Genomic DNA, 2,053 nt, shown 5'->3' with positions numbered 1-2,053 from the left:
GTACCGACCGCACCTCATCGACGGCTGCCTCATGGGCACCGGCCTGACCATAGGCGGCTAACCACGATCAAGCCGACATCACACATTCAAGTTCAGTAGCGCGTGCGGGTGCCGAGGACCTTCCCGAGCGTGATGGCCACGTCGAAGTCCCGATCCCATGTGAGTGCGACGAGGTCGTCGAACTCCGCCTCAGGGCGGAGCAGATCGAGGACGTCGGCTTCGAATACTGAGCCCGGCTCTGCGAGGTCGAGCGCCTCGTCGTGGAAGCAGCGGTACGTGTCGCGTGACCGGAACATAACCGAGTACCCACCGTCTACGAGCTCTCCCACGGAGACATCCCACTTCGCTTCAAGCGCCTGCAGTGTGCCGGCGACGTCTTCGGCGTTGAGCGGCTCGGTCAACAGATCCACTCCCACTGCTTCTCGGGCCGAATCCAACGGAAGCGTCTTGTCCCAGAGCACCGAGAGGTGGCGCTCGAAACCGATGTCCTCGCGAACTGTTTTGTCGAACTCCAGGTAGTCGGTGTCCAGATTCGTACGTATCCAGCGGGAAATCCAGAGGACCGGGGCGTCGATCAGATTCGCCCGCAACGAGCGATTGCCTTCACCGTAGACAGATTCGCGGATGCTCGTCAGCAGCTCTTCGCAGTGGTAGTCCTTGCAGAACCGGAACAAGTGAGCAGACCGCCGTGGCAGACCCTCCCAGCGTGAAGACTGAGGGAGGGGGAAATCAGCCAGAATCGTCTCCAGCTCGCGTTGGAGTCCCGGCTTGGCGGCCGACAACACGCAAGCGTCGTCGTTCTCGTCCCACCGCCCGGCGCCCTCATAGTCGAACTTCGCCTTGCACGAGGCATATACAACGGCTTGAGCACACGTATTGAACAGCTCCGTGCTCACCCGGTACGCAACCTCGCAGTGATAGTTGAGGTTGAATCGGTCGAGCTCTCCGTCGGCGACTCGCTCGAAGACATGCTTCGCCGACAGCACGTCTCTCGCGGCACGGCCGAGGATCCGCTCGACCTCGCCGGACGAGCTGTCGGCGGACGCTTCGTGGGGGCGCAGATCATCGGAGATCTCCTCGATTGTCGAGTCGAGCCGCTGAAGGGTTACCCGAAGCATTCCGCGTACGGTGTCGATGCGAAACCGCTGCGCCTCGTCTTGGAGCAGCATCTGTTCAATGATCAGGTCGAGGTCGGCCAGGAAGGGGTAGCGGTCGCGCACAAGCGCGTGTCGTCGCCCTCGGGCGTTCTGCTTCGTGAACATCTCGGTTATGACGAGGCCGAGCGCAAAGATGTCCGCTGGCTTGCCGATACTGAGGGCGTTGTTCCTCACCATCTGCTCGGGAGCGAGGTAGTTCCGGTTCACTAGGAGGTCCCCGCGATTCGTGAGCGAGGAGTCCTTGAAATGCGCGATGCCGAAGTCGGCCAGGACGAGCTGGCGCGCATCAGGGTCGACGAGGACATTCTCAGGTTTGATGTCGCGATGCACTATGCCGTCGCCGTGCACGTACGCGAGCGCATCGCAGAGCTGGCGCGCGTAGTCGAGAAGCACGTCAGCATCGGTTTCGTCGTTGATCACGTTTCGCAGCGTCATAGGGTAGAAGTCCATGACGTAGTAGAAGAAGTTCGCGTCCTCTGAGCGCGCGTGGATACTCACGACGTTCGGGTGGTTCGATGTCTGCCCGTACTCGATCTCCTGCTTGAAACGCTTGTTGCGAGCGGAGTCCGCGTCGCGGTCCTTCTTAATCCGTTTGACTGCGAGCACCTGACCGTCGGGCTTACGGCGGACCTTCCACACCACGGCTGATCCGCCCTCTCCCGGAGCTGAATCGCGCTCGTAAGTGACTCCGTCGACGATGAACGGTTCGTGCTTCGGCATGAACCCACCCTACTGACCTCCTCGGGGCGGTGACGTCGGCCAATTGCCGCCAGGACCAGAGCGTTCTCCGGCGGGGCGAGTTATTGATCCGAAACGCTTTGGGTTCAGGCTCGTTGATGGTGTGTGAGTGATCTGGTGGGGGATGCGCGGACTTGGTCGCCGGAGGCGCAGGAGGC

At 61.5% G+C, this 2,053-nt stretch carries 1 protein-coding gene; it reads right to left on the bottom strand.

The genetic code is table 11. From position 1 onward, the window contains the following. Window positions 1–92 precede the first annotated feature (92 nt). Entirely contained in the window at window positions 93–1,877 is a 1,785-nt protein-coding gene (locus ACIBAE_RS29615; RefSeq protein WP_399291476.1) for a serine/threonine-protein kinase, read from the bottom strand. Between the last annotated feature and the right edge of the window lie 176 nt (window positions 1,878–2,053).

It is taken from the genome of Streptomyces sp. NPDC051569 (assembly GCF_044454085.1).
In the GTDB taxonomy this organism is placed as follows: domain Bacteria; phylum Actinomycetota; class Actinomycetes; order Streptomycetales; family Streptomycetaceae; genus Streptomyces.
Note: the sequence above shows the minus strand (reverse complement) of the source record. Positions and strands in the feature narration are given on the sequence as shown.